Below are 20,528 nucleotides of genomic sequence, written 5' to 3'. Positions count from 1 at the left end.
CGCCCGTATGCAATGGCCGGTGGGGAGGACGTGACCTTCCGCGAGGCCGGGCCGATCCTCGCCACGCCGTCGCACCCGGTCGGCGCCGTGTCCTCTCTGTGCTCCTCAAGAAGTACGAGACTGCCCTCGTCGACGCCCACCGGCCCGGCGGGACTTCGCCCTGTCCGCAACACCGCTCGGTGCGGCTTGCGCGCGTCACCCCGTGGGCCGCAGGCCGATCCGACGCCCCGCCGCCCGGTTCCGCTACCAGCCTGCCTTCACCCCGGTGTAGGCGGTACGGCAGTCGGCGTTCGTGGCCTCCGCGGCCAGCTTCTCCATGGAGGCCTTCCAGACCTTCTTGGCCAGCTTCTCCAGCTCCCGCGTCGCGGCGGGCACATTGGGGGCGTACTTCTTGATCGTGGCGATGGAGGACTTGGCGAACTTGCTGCACACGGGCCCGGCCGCGTTCCGGTAGCGGGTGTCCAGGTCCGTCGCGACCGCCTGACCGTTCTGCGTCGCCCAGGTGTTCCAGGCCGCGCACGCCGTCTCGGTGAGGACCGCCTGGTCGCTCTCGCTCAGCCCCAGGACCTCGGCCAGCATCGTGTTCTGCACCTTGTCGGGGACCGTGAAGTCGACCACGGGGAACTTGTCGAAGGTTTCGAGCAGCGCCTCCTGACAGGCCGGGGGCACCGGGGCGGCCTGTGCGGGCGAGGGGACGGCCAGGGCGGAGGCCGACAGGAGGGCGGCGGTGAGGACGCTGCGCCGGAGGGTGCGCGAAAGGGTCATGGAGTGGTGCTCCTTGCACGAAGAACGTGGCGGTCCGGGCACCGCGTCAGCGCCCGCGGCTGGAGAACGATCAATGGCTTCCCTTGGTCACGGCCGTTGCGGGCGGGGCCTCTTGGGCACCCTCGGCCGCAACGGGCCGGGAGGGAGCCGGAACCCGGCGCTTGCGTTCCCGTGGCAGCGCGTTGCGGGTGCGCCGCCGGAAGACCAGGAATCCGGCGGCCGCCGCGCCGGTGAGCCAGAGGACCTGGATCACGAGGCCCTCGCGCACCGACGCGTCGGAGAAGGCCGCGGACATGCTCGCCTGCACGGCCCCGTACGTCGGCAGGAGGCACACGACGGTGCTGTCCGATCCGGAGCTGGAGAGGGGGTTCTGCAGGGCGACGTCGAGGATGCTGATCATCAGGATGGCGAACATGCCCTCCACCTCGCGGCGGAGAACCGATCCGAGGACCACGCCGAACGCGCCGTAGGTGAGGGCGGCGCAGAACAGCGCGGCGGCCAGCATGAGGGGCTGCCGGGGGGCCCAAGCGAAGCCGGCGGCGACCGTCGCGTACGCGGCGACGGCGGCGCAGACCAGCGTGAGCGCGGAGAGCTTGGCGAGGACGAGGTGATATCTCGGGTATCCCGCCATGGCCAGGCGGCGGTCGAACGCCCCGCCCGTGAAGGTGGCGGCGAACATCATGAACCCGGCGATCAGCGTGACCGCGTTCAGCGCACCGGTGATCTGGGTGAGGTGGTTCCCCGGAGGGGACAGAATCTCTCCCGTCGCACGCAGCCGGAACGGTGCGCGTTTGTCAGGGATGGTCACGTAGGCGAGCCCGATCCACACGGGGATGTACGCGACCACCAGCAGCATCGCGAACCTGTTGCGGGCATGCCCGATCAGCGCGTACCGGGACGCCGTGGTGAAGAGGGACCAGTGCTGCCTCATGCCGTCGCCCCCGCACGCGGTTCCTGAAGGGTGAGGCGCCCGCCGTGCAGGCGCCACAGCACGTCCAGCCGGTCGATGTCGTACGCGAGATGCGAGACGACGAGCACCGAACGTCCGGCGTCGCGCAGACTCGTCGCCAGCTCCCAGAAGCGCAGGTACGTCTCCCAGTCGAACCCCTGGTAGGGCTCGTCCAGGAGCAGTACGTCCGGATCGTGCATGAGCGCCAGGGTCAGATTCAGCTTCTGCCGTGAGCCCCCGCTGAGCTGGCCGGCGCGCCGGTCGAGGTACTCCGTGAAGGCGAGGGTCTCCATCACTTCTCCGGCCCGCCGCAGGTCCGGGAGCCCGAACGCGCTCCGGAAGAAGTCGAGATGCTGGCGGACGGTGAACGAGTCGTCCAGCACCACGGACTGCGGGCAGTAGCCGAACCTGCCGGCGTGGTGCACCGTTCCCCGGTCCGGCCTGAGTTCACCGGCGAGGGCCTTCAGCAGAGTCGTCTTGCCGGCGCCGTTCTCCCCGACGATCCCGGCGAGGGTGCCGGGCCTCAGCCGAAGGTCGACGCCCCGGAGAACGGCGTGCTGCCGGTAGGAGTGGTGCACATCTCTGACGTCCATCGCGCTGCTCCGTCGTGCCAGGTCTTCCCGATGGCCGCGGAACCGGTCCGCGTCGTCCAGTCGGCGGGTTCGTCCGGCCGGCCACCTCGACGGCTCGACCGGTCCGCGCATGGTCAACGAGCCGACCCCGCACCGGAAACGGCACCGGGGGCGCGTCGGCGTGAACTACGAGCTCACGCGGGCGCCCGAGCTCTCCTCCAGTTCCCCCACGGCCTGCTCCCAGAGTTCCGGCAGCAGTTCACCCGACGGGAGGGCGCGGTCGGCGACGAACGACACCTCGGCCCAGTCCCCGAAGAACGACAGCCCCACCCCGAAGAGGTGCCCGGGTACGAGCAGGGGCAGCAGGGCGGTGCCCGTCACCTGCGTCTCCCCCAGGGTCCCCTGGTCCGCGAGCGGCATGGACGTGGCCATGGCGTTGGTGACGCGCGGGGAGAGCACCCTTCGCATGTACCAGTCGGTGGGGCGTCCCGGCATGCAGCGGACCAGGTCCTGAATGGCCTGCCTCCACGCCTCGCCCCGCAGCTTCCGGGTCGCCGTCATGACGTGGTCCAGTCGCCGCAGGGACTCCGCGCCGTCCTGGGACCCCTCCGTGCGCCGTGGAGCGATCCGCACGGGCAGCTCCAGCGGCAGGGCGAAGCACCGGTTCCCCCATGTCTGATCCTCGTCGGTGCGGCGCGCGTCAACGGGCAGCACGGCTGTCACCCGTGGGAGCGGTACGCCGGAGCGGTCCGACCAGACCGACAACGCCCCTGCGAGTGCGGCGAGATGTACGTCATGGGCCGAGCCGCCGCGCGGCGCACCGATCCGGCGGAGAGTGTCCACCGGTACGCGTCCCCGCCACAGCCGTCGCTCCCCCGAGGGCACGAACGCGGCGCCGGGACGGTACCGGCGGACCACGAGGGAGCCGGCGACGAACTTCGTGGCCAGCCCGACGGCCGCGCCCACGCGCCGTGGCACCCCGGCCCCGCCACCGTCCGGCGCCGGGCGGGCGGAGAGTTCACCCCCGCCCAGCATCGTCCGGAAGGTCACGGCGGCGGCCGAACCGTCCTGGCAGGCGTGGCGGAATCGGTAGCACACGGCGTACGCGTCGGGCGCGTGGCCGTGCACCAGCCAGACACCCCAGTACGCGCCGGGCGCGAACGGGGCGTTGAGGGCGGTCTGCAGGGCGGCGTCCCACCCGTCGGGGCCGTCGGCCACCACCTCGTGGACGTGCCGGTCTACCGCGAAGTCCGCGTCCGGCTGCCACCGGAGCCGTCGGCCGCCCTCGACCCGGCTGGTGAGCAGGGGCAGTTCACCCAGGCGGAAGCCCACATACGCGCGGAGGTCCGCCAGGGCCGGGGCCGGTCCGCTGAGGTACGCGACGCCGCCGGCGTCCCAACGGACGTCGGGCCGACGGCGTTCCAGGTTGAGGAAGGCACGGTCGACGGAGTGGGTCGGGTGGCGGGGAGAGGGAACGGGCCGGCCGGGCCGGACGGACGTGTCCGACGGGAGGGGCCGGGTGGACCGGGCGGACTGATCGGAGACGGGCATGGGGCAGGGCTCCTATTCGTGCCAACAGCGAGCGGGCCGACGGGATGAGGGACGGGCGGGGCGTGGCGGACCGGCCGGCCCAACAGCGAGCGGGCCGAAGGGAAGAGGACGGGCGGAGCGTTGTGGACCGGCTCGCAGGCCGAGCACCGCACCGGACGCCCCGGCCGCGCCCGCCCGACCATCCAGGATGACCACCGACCACGGCGGTGCCGTCCGGCGCCGGACGGCCACTCCCACCCCCAGCGGCCCCGTTCCCACCCGTCGCGGTGGACCGCCGTATCCGCCGTCGGGCTCACGGAGCGCCCGTACACCGTGGGGTGACTGACCCGATGCCGCCCGGAGCCCGCAGCCGGCGGCACGGGCGCGCTCGGGGGGGCCTTCCCGGAGCGCCGCCCGCAAGATCCCTCGAAGGAGGGACGGGGCTCCGCGCGCCTCCGCTCCGCCGCGTCACTCCCGTTCGTTCCGGGCGCCCGGCCTGCGGCGGGATGCCTCCGTTCGGCGCGGGTCACACCCGCCGCGACGCGGCGTACTTCGTTCGGGTGAGCAGATCGAATCGGAGGTCCCGACCTGCTCACCGTCTGACATCGTGTGCCGTGCGCCGGAGATCATCGGGCCCAGGGGGATCCGAGAACTTCTCGGCGAGGCTGGGGCGTCGGGGGGCCGACGAGCACGCGCCGCATCGGCACGGCCGGACGGGTCGAGCCGCGCGCACCACGTCCGCCGGATGACGATCCGCGCCGTGGGACGGCGCGTGGCGCCCCGTTCCGCGGCTCCCGGTCACCGCAGCGACGGCGACCGTCCCTCCGCACCCGGTCGCGGGTCCGTCCCTTTCGAAGCTTTGGAGTCATGGTCGTGCACGTCGCCCTCACCGGTGCCACCGGATTTCTCGGACTGCGCCTGTTGCGTCGCCTGCTCGACACGAACCGGTCGCTCACGGTCCTGGCCCACGCGGGATCGGGGGACGCTCTGCGCCGCATCATCAGGTTCTTCGAACTGACAGGCGCCACAGAGGCGTTCGTCGCCGATCTCCCCAGCCGGTTGCGAGTGGTGGAGACCGACCTCGCACAGCCCCGGCTGGGACTCCCCGCGCGGGCGTTCCAGGAGCTCGCCGACAGCATCGGTACGATCTGGCACAGCGCGGGCAGCATCCACCTGGAGGGGGACCTCCCCGAACTGCGCCGGATCAACGTCGAGGGGACCCGGCACCTGCTGGAGCTGGCCACCGCCGGCCGCGGTCGCCCCGTGCTCCACCACGTGAGCACCGCATTCGTGGCCGGAGCACGGCGCGAAGGAGTGGCGTACGAGGACGAGCTGGACGATGCCTGGGGTTTCGAGAACGCCTACGAACGCTCCAAGTACGAGGCGGAGCTGCTCGTCCACGCGTGGTCCAGGGAGCACGGCCGCCCGGCCCTGGTCATGCGGCCGAGCATCCTGGTCTCCGACGTGCCGCCGCACCCCGAACTGCCCGCGCATCCCCTGCTGGTCGTCGAGCGGATCCTGCGTGACGCACGAGGCGCCGCGGGTGCCCGGGACCCCGGCCGGCCGCGCGTCCGCACGGTGGGGCACCCGCACGGCCACCTGAACCTGTTGCAGGTGGAGCACGCGGCCGAGGTCATGGTGCGGCTGGCCGCCCGGAGACCCTCGGGCGGAGTCGACACGTACCACGTCGTCCATGACCGCGACGTGCCCGTACCCACCGTCGTGACCTTGCTCGAACAGCTGGTCCCGCTCTCCCTCGAGCTGGTCGCCGTCAAGCCGGAAGCCCCGTCCGCGCTGGAGGCACTGCTGGATTTCTATCCGGGCATGACGGCCTACCTCGCCCACCGGCGGCGGTTCGACGCCACCCGGGTCAGGTCGCTGCTGGGGCACTCGGGCGCGTCCGCCCCCGTGGACCTCGACTACCTCTGGTCCGGTCTGGCCCCGCCCGGCCGGGCCCGCACCGGCTCGCCGGACGCACCCGCCGCCTTCTCGTCCCCGCGTCACGCCTGACCAGCAGACGTCCTCTCCCGTTGGAGCCTCTCCGTGTCCGTCCTCGCAGCTCCCGGCTCCCCTGCCGCGTCCCCGCCGGTCTTCTCCCCCGAAGGGATCGCGGCCTGTGCCCGGCGGATCCGGGAACCCGTCCACGTGGTCAGCGGACCGGACGGCCGCGATCTGGGGCTCGCGACGGGGCCCGTACCGGGCGGACCGGTGCTCGGTACGCTGCCGCCGCTGTATCCGGAGTGGCTCGGCGGCCGCACCTTCTGCGAGGCACACGGCGTCCGCTTCCCCTATGTCGCGGGTGAGATGGCGAACGGCATCGCGACCACGGGGATGGTGACGGCGATGGCCCGGGCGGACATGCTCGGCTTCTTCGGCGCGGGCGGTCTGGCGTACCCCGACGTGGAGCGGGCCGTGCACACGCTGGTCCAGGTACTGGGAGCGCGCCCGAACTGGGGCGTGAACCTGATCCACTCACCGTCCGAACCGGAGCTGGAGTGGCGCGTCGCCGAGCTGCTGCTGCGCCGCGGTGTCCCCCGGATCTCCGCGTCGGCGTTCATGGAACTGACCCCGGCGGTCGTGCTGTGCGCGGCCCGGGGGCTGCGCCGGGGCGCGGACGGCGGCATCGTCCGGGGTACGAGGGTGCTCGCCAAGGTCTCCCGGCCCGAGGTGGCCGAGAGATTCCTCTCCCCCGCCCCGGCCGCACTGCTGAGCTCCCTCGTCGACCGGGGCGAACTGAGCCGGGAGGAGGCGGAGCTGGCGGCACGGGTGCCGGTGGCCGAGGACATCACCGTGGAGGCGGACAGCGGCGGGCACACCGACAACCGTCCGCTGTCGGCCCTGCTACCGAGGATCGCCCTGCTGCGCGACGTCCTGTGCAGGCGGTTCGGCTACCCCCGGCCGGTCCGCATCGGGGCGGCCGGCGGTCTCGGCACACCGGATGCGGTGGCCGCCGCGTTCGCTCTCGGTGCGTCGTACGTGATCGTCGGGTCGGTGAACCAGACGGCTGTCGAGGCCGGCCTGTCCGACGAGGCCAAGTCGATGCTCTGCGAGGCGGACATCGCGGATGTCGCCATGGCGCCGGCGGCCGACATGTTCGAGCTCGGTGTGAAGCTGCAGGTTCTCTCCCGGGGAACGATGTTCGCCCAGCGGGCCGGGCGGCTCCACGCGGCGTACCGGACGCACGGCTCGCTCGATGAGATCCCGTCCGCGCTGCGCGTCCCGATCGAGCGTGATGTGCTGCGCGCACCGTTCGGCGAGATCTGGCAGCGGACCCGCGCCTTCTGGGAGGAGCGCGATCCCGCCGAGATCTCCCGTGCGGAGGCCGACCCGAAGCACCGCATGGCACTGGTCTTCCGCTGGTACCTGGGCGGTTCGAGCCGGTGGGCGATTACCGGGGACGGGTCACGGCGCGCCGACTACCAGATCTGGTGCGGTCCGGCGATGGGTGCGTTCAACCGGTGGGTCGAGGGCACCTTCCTGGCCGAACCCGCGAACCGGTCGGTGGTGCAGATCGCGCTCAACCTGCTCGAAGGGGCCGCCGTACTGACCCGGGCTCACCAACTGCGCACCTACGGCGTCCCGTTGGCGCCCGAGGCCTTCACCTACACGCCGCGGGAGCTGGCGTGAGCGCGTCCGGCGCACCTGAGGCGCCCACGACGGCAGCCCCACTCGGAGGAGAGCCCGTGCACGAGTCCCCGTCCCACCGTATCCCCGTCGCCGTGGTCGGCGTGGGCGCAGTGGTGCCCGGCGCGACGGACGCGGCCGGCTACTGGCGGATCGTGACCGGCGGCCGGGACCTGATGACCGAGGTGCCCCCGTCCCGCTGGCGGGTGGAGGACCACTACGACCCTGACCCGGCCGCCCCCGACAAGACGTACGCCCGGCGGGGCGCCTTCCTGCCGGAGGTGGACTTCGAGCCGATGGCTTACGGGGTGCCGCCCGCCAACCTGCCGGCGACGGACACCTCCCAACTGCTCGCCCTGATGGTCGCCGACCAGGTGCTGGCGGACGCCGGCGGTCCGGCCGGGGTGGACCGGGAGCGGACCGGCGTCGTGCTCGGCGCGGCCGCCCTGGAACTCCTGCCGCACATGTACGGGCGCACCCAGCGCCCGCTGTGGCTCGCGGGCCTGCGGGAGAGCGGCCTCGCGGAGGCGGAGGCGCAGGCCGTGTGCGACCGCATCTCGGCCCGCTTCGAACCGTGGCGGGAATCCACCTTCCCCGGTCTGCTCGGAAACGTCGTCGCGGGCCGCATCGCCAACCGGTTCGATCTGCACGGCGTCAACCACACCACCGACGCCGCCTGTGCCAGTTCACTGGCCGCCCTGTCCACGGCCGTCGGTGAGCTGGCGCTCGGCCGGGCCGACCTGGTGATCAGCGGAGGCGTGGACACCGGGAACGACATCGGCATGTTCCTGTGCTTCTCCAAGACCCCCGCACTGTCCCCCAGCGGTGACTGCCGGCCGTTCTCGGCCTCGGCCGACGGCACCATGCTGGGCGAAGCGGTCGTCATGTACGCACTGAAGCGGTTGTCCGACGCGGAGCGCGACGGCGACCGGATCCACGCGGTGATCCGGGGAATCGGCACCTCGTCCGACGGCAGGAGCACGGCGATCTACGCCCCGCTGCCCGACGGCCAGGCGCGCGCCCTGCGACGCGCCTACGAGGAGGCGGGTTACGGACCGGAGACCGTGGAGCTGGTCGAGGCGCACGGCACGGGCACGAAGGCCGGGGACACCGCCGAACTCGCCGCCCTCGGGGAGGTGTTCGGAGCTTCGGGCCGTCCGGACGGGCAGTGGTGCGCGATCGGCTCGGTCAAGTCGCAGATCGGCCACACCAAGTGCGCGGCGGGCGCGGCCGGGCTGCTCAAGGCGGTCATGGCCCTGCACCACAAGGTGCTGCCGCCGACCGTCAAGGTCGACCGGCCGAATCCGGCGGCCGCCGCCCCCGACGGCCCGTTCTACGTCAACACTCAGACCCGCCCGTGGGTGCGGCCCGCCGGGCATCCGCGCCGGGCCTCGGTGTCGAGCTTCGGCTTCGGCGGCAGCAACTTCCACGTCACGCTGGAGGAGTACGTGCCCTCGGCGCAGGGACGGGCGGCCCTGCGCCACCGCTCGGCGCCGAGCGAGCTCGTCCTGTTCAGCGGCGCCTCCGTGTCGGATCTGGTGCCACCGCGGACGGACGACGGCCGTCCGCTGGCCGCCCTGGCACGCGAGAGCCACACCTCCTTCTCGTCCGCCGACCGGGTACGGCTGGCCGTCGTCGCCACCGACGGTGAGGACCTGCGGGAGAAGTACGCGCGGGCGGTCGCGTCGATCCGGCAGCGGCCCGGCACGGCATTCTCCACACCCACCGGTGTCCGGTACGCGTCCGGGGAGCCCGCCCCGGGCCGTATCGGCTTCCTGTTCCCGGGGCAGGGGTCCCAGTACGTCGGGATGGGGGCCGACCTCGCCATGCTGGCGCCGGCCGCCCAGGCCGCGTGGGACCGGCTCGGCGGCACCCGCTTCGGCGGACGGCCGCTGCACCGGGTGGTGTTCCCGCCGCCCGCCTTCACCGATGAGGAGCGCGCGGACCGGCGGGCCCTCCTGGACGCCACCGAGTGGGCGCAGCCCGCCCTCGCCGTGCACGCGCTCGCACTGCTGGAGGTGGTGCGGGAGCTGGGGCTGCGGCCGGACTGCGTGGCGGGCCACAGCTTCGGTGAGCTGGTGGCTCTGCACTGTGCGGGTGTGCTGGAAGCGGAGGCGCTGGTGGGTCTGGCCCGCCGCCGCGGTGAGCTGATGCGGGACGCGGCGGTCAGGCCGGGCGCGATGCTGGCCGTGGCGGCGGACCGCGCACACGTGGCGGAGGTGCTGGCCGCGGGCGGATTCGGCGAGATCTGGGCAGCGAACCACAACTCCCCGCGCCAGGTGGTTCTTTCGGGTTCCCAGGAGGCTGTCCGGCGCGCCGAGGAGGCGTTCGCGGCCGAGGGGGCGGGCACCCGCCGGCTGGCCACGTCGACGGCTTTCCACTGCCCGCTCGTCGCCTCGGCAGCCGAGCCGCTCGCCGCTCATCTCCGCACGGTGCCGCTCGCGGAGCCCAAAATCGAGGTCTACGGCAACGCCGACGCGGAACCGTATCCGTCCCACCCCGACGAGGTGCGCCACCGGATCGCCGGTCATCTCGCCTCACCGGTCCTCTTCCAGGACCAGATCGAGGCGATGTACACGGCGGGGGTCCGGACGTTCGTCGAAGTCGGCGCGGGCGCCGCGCTGACCGGTCTGGTCGGACAGATTCTCGGTGACCGCGAGCACGCGGCCGTTCCCTTGGACCGGCCGGGCCGGTCCGGGGCCAGCACCCTGCACACCGCGCTCGGCGAACTCGCCGTGCGCGGCGTGCCTCTCGATCTCGACAGCCTCTGGGCGCCGTACGGCACGCCCAAAGCCTCAGTGAAGGAACGCGAGCCCCGAATGACCGTGAAGATCAGCGGAGCCAACTACGGTCAGCTCCACCCGCCCCGCGCCGCACCCGGCGAACCGTCACCCGTGCCGGAGCACGGACCGTCGCCCGCACCGGAGCGCGGACCGGAAGGCCGGCCGGGGACCGCTCCCGCGCACGCGTCCGGCACGCCGACGGCCCCTCTGCCCGCACCGGAGCCCGCGCACGATCCGGCGGGCGCCCACGACGTCGTAGCGTCACCGGGGCCGGGGCCCGTCCGCGAGGCCGTCGCCCCCTACGCCGCCACGGCCGTCGGAGCCGACTGGTACGCGGCGGTCGAAAGCGTCCAGAGGCACACCGCGGAGGCACACGCGGCCTGCCAACGCATGCTGACGGACAGCCATGTGGCCTTTCTGCGGATGACCGAGACGACTCTGGCCGCGATGCTCGGAGTCCCCCACCCGGACGAGGTGCTCGACGCGGTGGCTCCCCCCGTGCCGCTGCCGCTGCCCCGGCCTTCGCCACCGGGGCACGCGCCGCTGTCCGTGGCCCCGGCTCCGGTCGCGAGCGGTGTCACGGCGGCCGCACCCGTTCCGCTCGCCGCTCCCGCAGGCCCCGCGTACGGCGGGCCGGAAGCAGCGCCTTCACCCGCGTCGGCTCCGGTTCCAGTTCCGGCTTCGGCTTCGGCTTCGGCTTCGGCTCCAGCTTCGGCTCCGGCTGATGATGTCGTGCCCCTTTCGCCGTCGGAGCTGGAGGAGTTGCTGCTCTCGGTGGTGGCCCGGCTCACCGGCTACCCCGGCGACATGCTCGACATGGACATGGAGCTTGAGGCGGACCTGGGGGTCGACTCCATCAAGCGCGTCGAGATCCTGTCGGCCGTGCGTCGTCAGGTGGGCGACCTGGGGGCGGGAGATGTCGGCCACCTCGGCAGGCTCCGCACGCTGCGCGAGATCGTCGACGCGCTCACCTCCGGGGACCCGGCACCGGGCCCTCAGGACGCGGTCGGCTCCGTACCGGATCCCCGCAGGGCTTCCGGGCCTTCCGGCGCCCGGCAGGACGCGGAGCTCACCGCCCGTCGTGCCGGGGCCGGTGCGACGGCGGTGCTGACGAGGCTGGTACCGCGCATGGTGGAGTCGCCGGCCTCCGGCCTGGCGACGGCCGGACTGCTGGACGGCCCGGTCGTGGTGACCGGTGAGGGCACCGACGGTTGCGGGCTGACCGGTCTCGTCGCCCGGAAGCTGACGGAACGCGGCGTGGACGCCGCCGCGTCGGCGGAGGTGCCCGAGGACGCATGCCGTGTCGTCCATCTCGGCGGGCTGACCTCGGGCGACGGGGCGCAGGAGGCGACGCAGGTCCACCGGTCGGCGTTCCGCGCGGCGCGTACGGTCGCGGCGCGAGCCGCCGCAGGAGGAGGTGCGCTGTTCGTGACCGTGCAGGACACCGGGGGCGACTTCGGGCTCGGTGGCCGTGCGTCCGGCCGGGCGTGGCTGGGCGGTGTCGCGGGACTGGCCAGGACTGCGGCCAAGGAGTGGCCGGACGCCTCGGTCCGGATCGTCGACTGCGAGCGGGGCGGCCGGGACGGCGAGGAGCTCGCCGAGGCGATCGTGCGGGAACTGCTCGAAGGCGGAGCCGACCTGGAGGTCGGACTCCGCGCGGACGGGACCCGCGCCCTCCTGCGGACGGTGCCCGGGGCGGTGACACCGGGCGGGACACGGCGGATCACCTCCGCGTCCGTGATCGTGGCCACCGGCGGCGCCCGTGGGGTGACCGCCGCCGCCCTGCTCGACCTGGCCAGGGCCCACCGTCCACGGATCGTCCTGGTGGGCAGGACCGACCCGGCCCCCGAACCCGCCGAACTGGCCTCGGCGTCCGACGAGCCGGCGCTCACCCGGCTGCTCGCGGAACGCTCCGCCAGAGACGCGGCGGACTCCTCGCCCGCCCGGATCGCGGCGCGGGCCAGGGAGATCCTGGCCGCACGGGAGGTACGCGCGACCCTGGCGGCCCTGGAGTCGGCGGGGTCCGCCGTCCGGTACGTCCAGGTCGACGCCCGGGACGCCGACGCCCTCGCCGCCGCCCTCCGCGCCGTACGCGACACGTGGGGGCCCGTCACCGGCATCGTGCACGGGGCGGGGGTCCTGGCCGACAAGCTGATCGCCGACAAGAGCGACGAGCAGGCCGAGCTGGTGATGTCCACCAAGGTGGACGGTCTGCGGGCCCTGCTGGCCGCTACGGCGGACGATCCCCTGGACACGATCTGCCTGTTCTCCTCGGTGGCCGCCGTGTTCGGCAACACCGGGCAGAGTGACTACGCCATGGCCAACGAGGTCCTCCACCAGGTCGCGTCGGCCGAGCAGGCCCGCCGCCCCGGCTGCCTGGTCCGGTGCATCGCCTGGGGCCCCTGGCAGGGCGGCATGGTCACGCCGGCCCTGGCCGCGCACTTCGGCCGGTCCGGGGTCCCGCTCATCCCTCTGGAACAGGGCGCGGCCGCGTTCACGGCCGAGCTGGACGGCACCGCCGGTGAGGCCCGCGTCGTCCTTGCGGCCGGGGACGACCCTGCGGCTCTCGCCCCGGTCGGCTGTCCGCCCCGGGCACAGATGCTGGTCCGCTCGGACACCCTGCCGCAGCTGGCCGACCATGCTCCCGCCGAGGCACCGGTGCTGCCCGTGGCACTGGTCCTGAACTGGTTCGCGAGCGCTGCGGCGGCCTGGCTGCCGGCCCCCGGGCCGCTCGTCCTGCGCGATCTGCGGGTGTACAGGACGTGCGCCCTGCCGGAACTGGCGGGTACGGGCCACCGGCTCACCCTGTCCGGCAGCCGGGGCGCACCCGGTTCGCCGTCGGCTCTGGAGGCGGAGTTGCGGGGCGAGGAGGGCCCGGCGCACTTCCGCGCCGTGCTGGACACCTGGAGCGGGGAGCCGGACCCGGCGGCGTGGGTCGCCCCGTCCGGCCCGAGGCCGCTCGGCCGGGCCGATGTGTACGACGGGAAGGTCCTCTTCCACGGTCCGCGGTTCCACGCCCTGCACACGGTGCACGGCGTCTGTGAGCAGGGCGCCGAGGCGGCCGTCGCGGGCGTGCGCACCCTGGACTGGCCGGACGCCCACTGGACGGTCGACCCGGCTGCCGTGGACGGCGCGCTCCAGCTCGCCCTGCTCTGGGGCGAGGCCGTACTCGGGGCGGCGACGCTGCCCATGGCCGTCGCCGAGTGCAGGGTGCACAGGCGCGGCACGTCGGACGGCACGGTGCGGTGTGTCGTACGGGGACGCAAGGCGCATGACACGGGGGCGCGCTGCGACGCGGCACTGATCGACGCCGACGGGGCCGTACGGCTCGAACTGATCGGTATCGAGCTCGTCCGCCGCCCCTCCTGACCCCGTCCCCCGGACTCCGCCCCGCCGTGAAGTGAGCACCCGTATGGATTTCGAACCGATCGCCGTCGTCGGCCGGGGCTGCGTGCTGCCCGGCGCGCTCGACCCGGACACGTTCTGGGAGAACATCGCCGCCTGCCGCACCACGGTGTCGGCAGCCCCGGAGGGTCGTTGGCGGTTGCCGCGCCGCTGGGCCATGGGCTCGGTGGACGACCACCTCGACCGCACCTGGACCGATGCCGGCGGTTACGTCGAGGGGTTCGAGTCCGTCTTCGACCCGGGCGGCTTCCGGATCCCTCCGGAGCGGATCGCCTCGCTGGACCCGCTCTTCCACTGGGTCCTGTACGGGGTGAGGCAGGCACTGACGGAGGCAGGCCGCGTGGGACCGCTGCCGCGCGGTGGCCTGGTGATGGGGAACCTCTCGTACCCCACGCAGGCCGGGGCGGCCTTCTCCGAACACGTCTGGCTGGCCGCGCAGCGGACCCCGCTCCGTGACGCCCTGCTGACGGGTGAACACCGGGCGCGCCCCGACGCGCGCAACCGGTTCTCCTCAGGGCTGCCCGCCCGGCTCGCGGCCCGTGCGCTCGGCCTCGGCGCGGGGGCGTGGGCGCTCGACGCGGCCTGCGCGTCCTCGTTGTACGCGATCAAGCTGGCGTGCGACCGGCTGCACGACGGCACGGCCGACCTGATGGTGGCCGGCGGGGTCAGCCGGCCCGATCCCCTCTATCTGCACGTGGGCTTCTGCGGCCTGTCCGCGACGAGCCGCACGGGGCGCAGCCGCCCCTTCCACCGGGACGCGGACGGGCTGGTGCACGGCGAGGGTGCGGGTTTCGTCGCCCTGATGCGGCTGTCCGAGGCCCGCGCCCGCGGCCTGCCCGTGTTCGGTGTGATCCGCGGCGTGGGGCTGTCGAACGACGGGCGCGGTTCCGGGCTGATCAGCCCGTCGCAGGAGGGTCAGGTACGGGCCATGCGCCTGGCCTACGAGATGGCGGGCGTCGCTCCCGAGTCCGTGTCGCTCGTCGAGTGCCATGCGACGGGAACACCGGTCGGTGACGCGGTGGAGGTGCGGGGCATGGCCCAGGTCTTCGGGGCCGGTGACGACGTACCCATCGGCTCGGCGAAGTCGAACGTCGGCCACCTGCTGGCTTCGGCGGGCGTGGCCGGGCTGCTCAAGGTGCTCGGCGCGCTGCGGGCGGGGGTCCGTCCGGCGACGCTCGGCGCGGACCGGCCGCTGGACGCCCTGGCGGGCACGCCGTTGCGGGTCCTCTCGGCCCTGGAGGAGTGGACGGGGCCGCGCAGGGCGGCCGTGAGCGCCTTCGGGTTCGGCGGGACCAACGCCCACCTGGTGGTGGACCACCCGGAGGGCGCTCCCCCGTCCTCCGCGGCACGGTCGCCGCGCCGCTCGGCGACCGCCGTACGGCGGCCCGACGAACCTTCCCGCGGCCGGACGGTGGCGATCGTCGCTCTCGGCGCCCGGGTCGGCGACGGGACCGGCGTCGAGGACCTCCGTCGGGCCGTGCTGGGCGGTGAACGGCGCGGCCCCGCCACGGAGATCGCGGTGGAGCTCACGGGCCTGTGCTTCCCTCCGTCGGGGCTGGAGCGGACCGTACGCCACCAGCTTCTGGTGCTGGAGGCCGCACGGGAGGCCGCACGGGCGGTGGCCCTGCCTCGCGAGCGGACCATGGTGGTCATCGGCATGGGGGTGGACCCCGAGGTGGCCCGGGCGGGCGCCCGCTGGCGGGTTCCGTACTGGCTGGAACGGGCCGCCGGTCAGGGCGTGGCGGTGCCGCCGTCCGGCCCCGCCCGGGACGCGTTCGTCCCGCCCATGACCGCGGAGGGGGTGGTGGGCAGTATGCCGAACCTCGTGGCGAGCCGGATCAGCACCCAACTGGACCTGGCCGGACCGTCGTTCGCAGTGTCCGCGGAGGAGGCGTCCGGACTGGTGGCGCTGGAGGTCGCGGCGCGGGCCGTCCGGTCGGGGGAGGCGGACGCGGCACTCGTCGGTGCGGCCGACCTGTCCTGCGAGGCGGTTCACCGCGCGGCCCTGCGGGAGCTCGGGGTCGAGGACGATCCGGGGGACGCGGCGGTCGTCCTGGTCCTCAAGCCCCTGGACGCCGCGCGCAGGGACGGCGACGCCGTCATCGCCCTGCTGGACGAGGGGGCCTCCGACGAGCCGGACATGGTCATCGGCGACGGCCCCGGCGCGGCGTTCGACCCGGCATCGGCCTTCGGGCGTGCTCACGCGGCGTCCGGGCTGGTCTCCGTAGCGGTCGCCGCGCTCGCGCTCCAGCACCGCGCCGTGCCGCGTCCGGGCGGCCCCGCGGACACCGCGGCCGTCGCCCACACCGCGCGGGCCGTGGTGGCGCCGATGGAGGGGCCCGAGGCGAGCGCGCGCCTGCGCACGGGTGACCCCCGGCCGTGGCTGCGGGGACCGGCTCCGCGTCTGCACGTCTTCTCCGGGGCCGGCCGCCGGGAGGTGCTGGCCGCGCTGGACTCGGACACGGAGTCCGGCGCCGGCCCGGCCCGGCTGGCGCTCGTGGTCGGCGGCGACACCTCTCTGGAGGACCGTACGGCGGCCGCCCGCCGCTGGCTGACGAACGGCGGGCCCCGTCCTGCCGATGTGCTGTACCGGGACGGGCCGGTCGAGGGGCGGACCGCGTTCGTGTACACCAACGGCTCGGCCGCGTATCCGGGGATGGGCCATGAGCTGTCGCTCGCCCTGCCGTCGCTCGGCGAGGCCGTCCGGGACGGCCACCGGGCGCTGGGCACGCGGTTGCGGTCCGGACCGGAGGCGGAGCGCGGCGTGCTCGGCCAGATCTGGGCGGCCGCCGAACTGTCCGTCCTGCACACCGTGTTCACCCGTGAGGTGCTCGGCCTTCAGCCGGACGCCGCGCTCGGGTACTCCTCGGGCGAGTCGGCCGCCCTGGTCGCGCTGGGGGCGTGGCCGGACGCCTCGGGGCTGTACGAAGCCACCCGGGACAGCGGTCTGTTCACGACCGAGCTCACCGGTGAGCTCCGGGCGGTCCGGCGCCACTGGCAGCGACGGGGCATCCAGGGCTCCCGCTGGTCGAGCTACCTGGTCAGCGTCCCCCTGGACGTGGTCCGCGCGGAGCTCGCCACACAGGACGCGGTCCATCTGATGGCGGTGAACGCGCCCGGGGTCTGCGTCATCGGTGGCGAGTCCCGGGCGTGCGCGGCCGTCGTGGCCAGGCTCGGTGCCGACCGTGCGATCGAGCTGGACTACGACATGGCGGCCCACGCACCGGAGTTGGCCGAGGTCCGGGAGGTGTGGCACGCAGTCCACCTCCGTCCCACGGCCGAGGTGCCCGGGGTGCGGTTCTACAGCGGGGCCACCGGGCAGGCGTACCGGCCGACGGCCGAGCGTGCCGCCGAGGCGGTCACCGCTCAGGGGCTGGGCACGATCGACTTCGCGGCCACGGTCGAGCAGGCGTGGGCCGACGGTGTCCGGGTGTTCGTGGAGCACGGGCCGAGGAGGCTGTGCACCGGCTGGATCAAGCGGGTGCTCGGCGACCGGGAGCATGTGGCCGTGGCGCTGGACTCCCCGAAGGACACCGGACTGCGCCAGCTGTGCCTGGCGGTGGCCGAACTCGTCGTCGCCGGAGTGCCCGTGCGGGCCGACGAGTTGTTCGCCCGGCTCGCGGAGGCCGCCACGGATCTCCCGCGGCCCGGGCCCACCGTCACCGTTCCCGTGATTCCCTCTCCGAGCCTGCCGCCCCTGGAGCCTGTGGTGGCGGTCCTGCCCCGGGCCCCCGAACTGGCCCCGGTACCGGACAGGAGCCCCGGCCGTCCCTCCCCTGCCGCAGCCCCGCAGGACCGTGGCCCTGGGCATTCCGCCGCGCCGGCCGTCCCGTCGGCGCGGGACTCCGGCGTCCTCACCACCCCGGCCGCTCCCGCCGTTCGCTCCCCAGGGGCCGTGGAACAGCAGCTCCGGACGCCTGCCGAAGGCTCGGAGGAGCGGGGGACGGCGGGAGTCCGGGCCGCGGTCGCCCGGCAGAGTCTGCGGGTCGCCGCGCTGCACCAGGAGGTCATGGCCGGGCACACGGAGGCCCATCAGCGGTTCCTGCGGGTCTCGGCGCTCGCCGTCACCGCGCTGACGGCCGCAGTGCCGCCGAACCCCGTTCCCGTACGGCGGCACGCCCCCGTCGCGCCTCCGCCGGCCGTCCGGACCCGGCCGGCGCCCGCGCCGGCCCCGCGGCCGGGTCCGGCCTTCGACCGTGCCCAGCTGGAGCACCTCGCCTCCCGGGAGATCTCCGCCCTGTTCGGCCCGCGCTTCGCCGAGCAGGACGGATACGCGGTGCAGACCCGGATGCCCGGGCCGCCCATGCTGTTCGCGGACCGGGTCACCGGCATCGACGCGGTGCCCGCGGCGCTCACCCTGCCGGATCCGGTGCGCACGGACGGAAGGATCTGGACGGAGACCGACGTCCTGAGCGACAGCTGGTACCTGGACTCCACGGGACGCATGCCGGCCGGTCTGCTGATCGAGGCGGGCCAGGCGGATCTGCTCCTGCTCAGCTGGCTGGGTGTCGACCTCCTCAACCGGGGCGAGCGCGCCTACCGGCTGCTGGGGTGCGAGGTGACGTTCCACGGCGAGCCGCCGCGAGCCGGTGACACGCTCTGCTTCGAGATCCATGTCGACGGCCACGCCGAGGAGGAGGGAGTCCGGCTGGCCTTCTTCCACTACGACTGTTACGTGGACGGCGAGCTCCGGCTCAGTGTCCGTGAGGGCCAGGCCGGTTTCTTCACCCCTGAGGAACTCGCCGGCAGCGGCGGTGTCCGGTGGGATCCCGCCGCGCACACGCCCGGCGACGACCTGCCGCTCGACCCGCCCGCCGTGCGCTGCGGACGGGACCGCTTCGGCGCGGACCGGGTGCGGGCCCTCGGGGAGGGGCGGCCGGCGGACTGCTTCGGGCCGGGCTGGGAGACGACGGCGGCCCATGTCCGGTCGCCGCGGCTCGACGAGGGCCGGCTGCGGCTGCTGGACGAGGTGACCGCCTTCGACCCGGCGGGCGGGCCGTGGGGCCGGGGCTATCTGCGTGCCGAGACCGCGTTGTCGCCGGACGACTGGTTCTTCGCCGGACACTTCAAGAACGACCCCTGCATGCCGGGCACCCTGATGCTCCAGGGCGGCCTCCAGGCGATGGCGTTCTACCTGACGGCGATGGGCTTCACCGTGGACCGGGACGGCTGGCGCTTCGAGCCGGTCAGCGGGATCCCCTACAGGGCCATGTGCCGGGGCCAGGCGACCCCGGAGGGCCGGCGGGTCGTCTACGAGCTGTTCGTCCGCGGTGTCTCGGCCGGGCCGGAACCCACGCTCCACGCGGACGTGCTGGGTTCGGTGGACGGGACGAAGGCGTTCCTGGGCCGCGGCATGGCGCTGCGGCTGGTACCCGACTGGCCGCTGGCGCGATGGCGGCACTCGGGCCCGCCCCTCGTCCAGGCCGGTGGGGCTCCCGTGCCGCTGTCGCGGCTCGGCGGACTGGTCGGGCACCGCGAGGAAACGCCGGTGGCGGTGGCGGCCGACGGATTCCCCTTCGGTTACGCCTCGCTGCTGGCGTGCGCCTGGGGCAGGCCGAGCGAGGCGTTCGGCACCATGTACGAGCCGTTCGACGGCACCCGCAGGGTGGCGCGGCTCCCCGGTCCGCCGTACCACTTCATGAGCCGGATCGCCTCGGTGGACGGTCCGCAGGCCGGGATGCGGGAGGGCAGCACCGTCGTCGCGGAGTACGACGTACCGGATCAGGCCTGGTACTTCGAGCAGAGCGGTGGCCACACCGTGCCGTTCGCCGTACTCATGGAGATCGCGCTGCAACCCTGCGGGTGGCTCGCCTCGTACGTGGGCAGCGCGCTGACCACCGGCATGGACCTGCTCTTCCGCAACCTCGACGGGTCGGGGACGGTCACCGGCGAGGTGACCCCTCTGACGCGTACGGTCCGCACCCGTGCCGAACTGACGCGTGTCTCGCGCAGCGGGGACATGATCATCGAGTCGTTCCGGGTGTCGTGCACGGCTGACGGCGCGCCGGTGCTCGAACTCTCCACGTCCTTCGGGTACTTCCCTCCGTCGGCCTTCGAGGACCAGCCGGGTCTCGCGGCGTCGGCCGACGACCGGGCGCGCCTCGACGAGCCGTGCGGCCCTGCGGTCGACCTGGCCTCCCGGCCCGCCCGGTACTGCGCAGGCGAGCCGCGCCTCCCGGGCCCCATGCTGCTGATGCTGGACCGGATCACGGGCTACTGGCCGGACGGGGGGAGCGCGGGACTCGGCCGGCTGCGGTCGGAGAAGGACGTTCGCCCGGACGCCTGGTTCTTCCGGGCCCACTTCTTCCAGGACCCGGTGCAGCCCGGCTCCCTGGGCCTCGAAGCCATGTGCCAGCTGCTCCAGTACCACCTCATCGAACGGGGAGCGGGCGACGGCATCCCGCACCCCAGGTTCGAGCCGGTGCTGCCCGGCCGCGAAACGGTCTGGACGTACCGGGGACAGATCACCCCCGCCCACCGGCTGATCCGGGTGGACATGGACATCGTGGAGAGCGGGACGGACGAGCAGGGCCCCTATGCGGTGGCGGACGCGTCGCTCTGGGGCGACGGCACGTGCATCTACCGGGTGCGTGGGCTGGGTGTGCGGGTGGTGTCCGCGGCGGACCGTCCACCACCCACCTCACCCGGTGCTCCGCCCCGCGCGGACGGCCCGCGTCGTTGACCGTGCGCGGAACCCGTACCCGCTCCTTCCGCGCGGCGCCGCACGCGGGTCGCCGGTGGCTCCGTGCACGCCGCCGCCCGGGTGGGCCGAGGCCGGCGCGCGGTAGGACCCGTCACCGGCGTTTCGGTCCGCCCGGTGCCGGCCGCCGGGCGGAACACCGGCTGCTGGTGGGTCCGGCGTCCCGCGCGTCCGACATCCCGCGCGGCTTCCCGCTCCAG

General features: G+C 74.0%; 8 protein-coding genes. 4 read left to right on the top strand and 4 right to left on the bottom strand.

What is annotated here, in order from left to right; genetic code table 11:
- Window positions 1-243: 243 nt before the first annotated feature.
- The 4 genes from ACGFZA_RS20505 to ACGFZA_RS20490 all read right to left on the bottom strand — a co-directional run bounded on the left by ACGFZA_RS20505 (window position 244) and on the right by ACGFZA_RS20490 (window position 3,837).
- The gene (locus tag ACGFZA_RS20505) at window positions 244-765 is read right to left on the bottom strand and encodes a hypothetical protein (protein WP_393680820.1); all 522 of its coding nucleotides are present in this window, start codon (window positions 763-765) and stop codon (window positions 244-246) included.
- A gap of 70 nt (window positions 766-835) precedes the next feature.
- On the bottom strand, window positions 836-1,696 hold the full coding sequence (locus tag ACGFZA_RS20500) for an ABC transporter permease (RefSeq protein WP_385274062.1): 861 nt from the start codon (window positions 1,694-1,696) through the stop codon (window positions 836-838).
- Window positions 1,693-2,307, bottom strand: coding sequence for an ABC transporter ATP-binding protein (locus ACGFZA_RS20495; protein WP_393680817.1), 615 nt, complete (start codon window positions 2,305-2,307; stop codon window positions 1,693-1,695). Before ACGFZA_RS20495 ends, ACGFZA_RS20500 begins: the two co-directional genes overlap by 4 nt.
- 165 nt (window positions 2,308-2,472) lie before the next feature.
- Window positions 2,473-3,837 (bottom strand): hypothetical protein, encoded by a 1,365-nt coding sequence (locus ACGFZA_RS20490; RefSeq protein WP_393680815.1) that lies wholly within the window; start codon window positions 3,835-3,837, stop codon window positions 2,473-2,475.
- An 846-nt stretch (window positions 3,838-4,683) separates the two neighbouring features.
- Here ACGFZA_RS20490 and ACGFZA_RS20485 point away from each other — a divergent pair.
- From ACGFZA_RS20485 to ACGFZA_RS20470, 4 genes are read left to right on the top strand one after another with little or no spacing between them, the layout of a single operon-like run.
- Window positions 4,684-5,826, top strand: a complete 1,143-nt coding sequence (locus ACGFZA_RS20485) for an SDR family oxidoreductase (RefSeq protein WP_393680813.1) — start codon at window positions 4,684-4,686, stop codon at window positions 5,824-5,826.
- A gap of 33 nt (window positions 5,827-5,859) precedes the next feature.
- Window positions 5,860-7,443: a PfaD family polyunsaturated fatty acid/polyketide biosynthesis protein gene (locus tag ACGFZA_RS20480; RefSeq protein WP_385274050.1), complete on the top strand. Its 1,584-nt coding sequence runs from the start codon at window positions 5,860-5,862 to the stop codon at window positions 7,441-7,443.
- Window positions 7,444-7,499: 56 nt separating this feature from the next.
- Window positions 7,500-13,592: an SDR family NAD(P)-dependent oxidoreductase gene (locus tag ACGFZA_RS20475; protein ID WP_393680811.1), complete on the top strand. Its 6,093-nt coding sequence runs from the start codon at window positions 7,500-7,502 to the stop codon at window positions 13,590-13,592.
- A gap of 43 nt (window positions 13,593-13,635) precedes the next feature.
- Complete coding sequence (locus ACGFZA_RS20470) at window positions 13,636-20,310, top strand: beta-ketoacyl synthase N-terminal-like domain-containing protein (RefSeq protein WP_393680809.1); 6,675 nt, start codon at window positions 13,636-13,638, stop codon at window positions 20,308-20,310.
- Window positions 20,311-20,528 lie beyond the last annotated feature (218 nt).

The organism is Streptomyces sp. NPDC048211, assembly GCF_043202315.1.
Lineage (GTDB): Bacteria > Actinomycetota > Actinomycetes > Streptomycetales > Streptomycetaceae > Streptomyces.
This window is presented reverse-complemented; position numbering and strand designations above follow the sequence as displayed.